Consider the following 4,470-nt stretch of genomic DNA (forward strand, 5'->3'; position numbering starts at 1 on the left):
AGACTTTTAGACTTTTTGTCAATCAAAAAGTACCAGGCATGGGAGTGATCAGGGGGAAAATTCAGGTACTTTTTCCCTGAAAATTAGGTAGTTGACCACCTGAAAATCGGTAAAACCCATCCCCCAACCCCCAACCCCCACCGAAAAACTTTTTCAGCAGACCCTATTTATTTCCACTTTTGCCTTTTGCATGAGTGCCTTTTGCCTGTCCTCATAAGTAGCCTATACTCAACGGATTTAGTATGATTGGACAGTCAAACAACCCCACGCGCTTTTTGTTGCTCTACTTTGGGGTAGGATTCAAGAGCGCTGTTTAGGGATAAATGACTGTTCGTCTGCGATATTGTCTAGTTTTTGAGCGTTTTTTCCAGCTGGGCTACCCTTGCTTTCTGTTGGTTCAAATCGGCTAGTTGTTTTAGTAATTGTTCTCTTACTTCATAGCGATAGGCAAAAAAATGCTCACCTATCCCTAGGGTGGCTAGATACTCTTCTACCAGACGGGGCTTGACCCAAGCAATCACCGCCAGTTGCCACCAGAAACGGAACCGCGTCGGTCGGACAATCCCCTGCCGCCAGAGCAAGGAACGGAACAATTGCCACTGTTGCCAATCTAATTTACGGTTCGATTTGCCGCGCCATCCCCCCATGATCAGGAAATGGTTGAAGGTTCGTTTCAGGTAGTTAACAGGATCGTAGATTTCCCAGAAAGCGTCGATGTATTCTTCGGTAATCTCTTCCACCGGGCGAGTTGGCTCAAAGTTCATCATGGCTCCCTGATGGATAGTGCCCATGCCATCCACCAGACGACCTTCCCGTTGCAGGCGATTCCACAGGGCGGTATTTTTCAGTGCCTGGAGCAGGCTAAACTGCCCCTGGGGAATACTCGCCTCCATAATAAACTCTTTGATCCGCTGCCCTGCGCCCGGTTTCTCATTGTCAAAACCGATAATGAAGCCTGACATAATCTGCAGCCCCACGCGGGTAATTTTGTGACAGGATTCGATCAGGGATTGGCGGGTGTTTTGAACCTTGTTAATGCCCATTAAGCTATCGGTATCTGGGGTCTCAATCCCCATAAACACCAGCACAAAGCCGGCCTTGACCATTAACTCGATCAGTTCGCTGTCTTCGGCCAGATTAAGGGAAGCTTCCGTAATCAGTTTAAAGGGATACTGGTGTTGTTCCATCCAAGGGATCAACTCCCGCAGAAACACCTTGGCATTCCGCTTATTGCCAATGAAGTTGTCATCCACCACAAAAATGTAGCGCCTCCAGCCCAGTTGGTATAACGTCTCCAACTCAGCCAACATTTGTTCTGGGGTTTTGGTGCGCGGTTTGCGGCCATAGAGGTTGATGATGTCACAAAATTCGCATTGAAAGGGGCAACCGCGAGAAAACTGCACGGTAATCGCCAGATAGGCATCCAGATCTAGCAGATCATAGCGGGCGATCGGTGTCATGGTGACATCAGGTTTCTCACTGGCTCTAAAGACACCACTCGGTTCACCCCGCTCCAGGGCCGCCAGGAACAGAGGGATTGTCAGTTCTCCTTCATCCAGAATCAGGTAATCTGCCCCAGCTTTTTGGGCAACTTCTGGATAGGAGGTGGGGTAAGGCCCACCCACAGCCACTTTTTTACCCAACTGCAACCCTTTGGTAATCAATTCTTGAAAGTCTTTTTTCTGAATGATCATGGCGGAGATGATTACCAGATCGCACCACTCCCAATCCGAAGCCGTTTCCAATCGGACATTGCGATCAACCAACCGGATTTCCCAATCCGATGGCAACAGGGCTGCCACCGTAATTAAACCCAGAGGCGGATTGGTTGATCTCAAGCCGGCTAGATCTAAAGTCTCTTGATAGGACCAAAAGGAGTTGGGCATCAGCGGCCACAGTAATAGGGCTTTCATTCAGGTGTCTCCAACGAAGAAGCTATATGCTTTACATACTAGCTACAAAGCCCAAGTTGATCAAGACTTTTTTAACATCTTTTTTTAGTAATAAATTAGTTCTAAATAAATTGTAAAAAAAACGCAATTTTTTCGAGATTAGCACAATTAAATGCACGATCCTTGCTAAAAACTCGGTTTTTTTCATTTTTATCAACGCGCTGTAGGGGCTGTCTGCATCTTTTGGGTATTTTTGGGTAGGTTTAATAAAAAATTCTGATTTTGAAAAACCCTCTTACAATTCGCAAGCACCGAAGAGTAATGATTTCGTTTTAGTCCCTAGAAAGTCTGTTTTATCGGCAAAACACCAGTTACTAGACATCTACACAATGACTATTCTGGTCAGGTAAAGATAAGCGTAATTACACTATTTTTACCGAATTAGACAAAAAATTTTCTCCTATCAATTTTCGTCTTTATGACAAGCGGGAGGGAAAAAATAAGAACGATGACTTGAGAGAAATGGTCAAGGAGGTGATGGAATGGGGGTAGTCCCCTCATCCATAACTGGGGACAGGTAAATCTGTGGTATTATTTGGGCGATCGGATAGTTTAGGTTCCTATCTCTTTAGATTTAAGCAATATTTATGATGCCGAAGTTGCTAAGACATTTATCATGAGTCAACCACCAGAAAATATAGTTTATGTCTCTTTAATTTTGGACGATGAATAAATTCAATAACTGGTAATTATAGTCAGATTTATGACCAAGATCAATTATAGTCAGCTAGTTGATCCGATTAATTATCCTAACTTAGGAGAGGGACAATCTCGCAGATAGCCAGTCAATCATCCTTGGATGTGATTGTCTGGTTTTAACTAATTGCGGTAAAATTAACCTAAATCCTCTATCGGCAAATTCGATGACTTCCTTCACTACTTCCCTGGCTCTTTTAAGTCAATTTAAATTGGGAGATTTAAACTTAGAAAATCGTCTTGTGCTTGCTCCCATGACGCGAGCGCGAGCCGGAGAAAAACGTCTGGCCAATGAGATAATGGCCGAGTATTACCGGCAAAGGGCCAGCGCAGGATTAATGATTACGGAAGCGACGGTAATTTCTCCCCAAGCTAACGGTTGGCAAAATACCCCCGGTATCTACACCGATGAACAAGCGCAAGCATGGCAAATGGTGACAAAAATCGCCCAAAGAAAAGGAACACCAATGTTCTGTCAATTGTGGCACTGTGGTCGCGCTTCTCATCCGAGTTTTCAGGAAAATGGGGCTTTACCCGTTGCCCCTTCCGCAATTAAGATTAAGGGGGAGTTGCATACACCCATCGGCAAACAGCCCTATGAGACCCCTAGAGCCTTAGAAACCGAGGAAATCCCCGCAATTGTCGAAGATTACCGCAAGGCCGCTCAGAGGGCAAAATTAGCGGGGTTTGATGGGATAGAAATTCACGGAGCTAATGGTTATTTAATCGATACTTTTCTGCAATCGGCCACTAATCAGCGTCAGGATAAGTACGGTGGCAGTTGGGAAAATCGCTATCGTTTTTTACACGAAGTAGTCGAGGCAATTTTAACTGTTTTTCCCAGTCATCGGGTGGGGGTGCGTCTATCTCCCAATGGGGTTTATAATGACATGGGTTCCGAGGATTTTCGAGAAACTTTTCTCTATGTTGCCCAAAGATTAAATGAGTATAATTTAGCTTATTTGCATCTGCTAGATGGCTTGGCTTTTGGTTTTCATGAAAAGGGTCAACCGATGCTTTTATCCGAGTTTCGGGCTGTTTTTAATAGTGCTTTAATCGGCAATTGTGGTTATACCAAAGAAACTGCTGAAGCCGCTATTCAGTTAGGAGATGCGGATTTAATTGCTTTCGGTCGCCCCTATATCAGTAATCCCGATTTGGTGGAAAGATTCGCCAATAATTGGCCTCTTAATCCCGATGCCCAGATGAAAGATTGGTATTCTTTTGACAAGGAAGGTTATATCGATTTTCCCAGTTATAAACCCTAGTTATACTAAATCCAGTTATTAAAGACTGATTATCTATTCCTCCTTTTGCCTCTTGCCTCTTGCCTATCCTGAAAAAATAGCGGCATGGGCGGGAATGGCACTGAAAACGGCACAAGTCACCGCAGGAAGGCAAAGGGCTTTTAGCAGTTGATTAGTCATTTTTGATTGATTGCAAGTTAATGTCCTGGTTAAGAATGGGTAAAAATTGCTGTTTATACCCCATAAATCATTGCTTAATAGTAATAAGCATCATAATCCTACCCCCCCCCGAATTTGTCAAGTATTCTCCGTTTTTTATTGATGAATCGGGAAAAAAGCCCATCAGGGAGAGAGTGGAAGGGTTCGCCAAGGAAACATCTTAAATTAATCAGTAATGATTAGGATTGCGCTATTTTAGGGGTTAGGGGGGAGGCAAAACGTCCTAATCTTAGCGGGTACTGCTATAAAATAAGAGCATGAAAACTGACACGATTTTTTATCAACTCTTTCAATCATTCCCCTCTATCTTCTTTGAATTAATTCAACTCCCTATCAACGAAGCCAATAACTACCGC

Annotated in this window: 3 protein-coding genes and 1 pseudogene; 2 read left to right on the forward strand and 2 right to left on the reverse strand. The window is 44.0% G+C overall.

What is annotated here, in order from left to right; genetic code table 11:
* Positions 1–347: 347 nt before the first annotated feature.
* Positions 348–1,913: a B12-binding domain-containing radical SAM protein gene (locus IM319_RS04300; RefSeq protein ID WP_287734756.1), complete on the reverse strand. Its 1,566-nt coding sequence runs from the start codon at positions 1,911–1,913 to the stop codon at positions 348–350.
* A 902-nt stretch (positions 1,914–2,815) separates the two neighbouring features.
* Between IM319_RS04300 and IM319_RS04305 the strand changes: the two genes are divergently transcribed.
* Positions 2,816–3,916 (forward strand): alkene reductase, encoded by a 1,101-nt coding sequence (locus IM319_RS04305; protein ID WP_287734757.1) that lies wholly within the window; start codon positions 2,816–2,818, stop codon positions 3,914–3,916.
* Positions 3,917–3,985: 69 nt separating this feature from the next.
* Here IM319_RS04305 and IM319_RS22375 read toward each other — a convergent pair.
* Positions 3,986–4,075: pseudogene (locus tag IM319_RS22375) on the reverse strand (PEP-CTERM sorting domain-containing protein); the annotation flags it as partial.
* A gap of 296 nt (positions 4,076–4,371) precedes the next feature.
* On the opposite strand from IM319_RS22375, the gene IM319_RS04310 reads away from it, so the two are divergent.
* Positions 4,372–4,470, forward strand: a 99-nt coding sequence (locus IM319_RS04310; protein ID WP_287734758.1) for a DUF2887 domain-containing protein, incomplete at its 3' end; no start/stop codon positions are given.

The organism is Microcystis sp. M113S1 (genome assembly GCF_020246945.1).
Lineage (GTDB): Bacteria > Cyanobacteriota > Cyanobacteriia > Cyanobacteriales > Microcystaceae > Microcystis.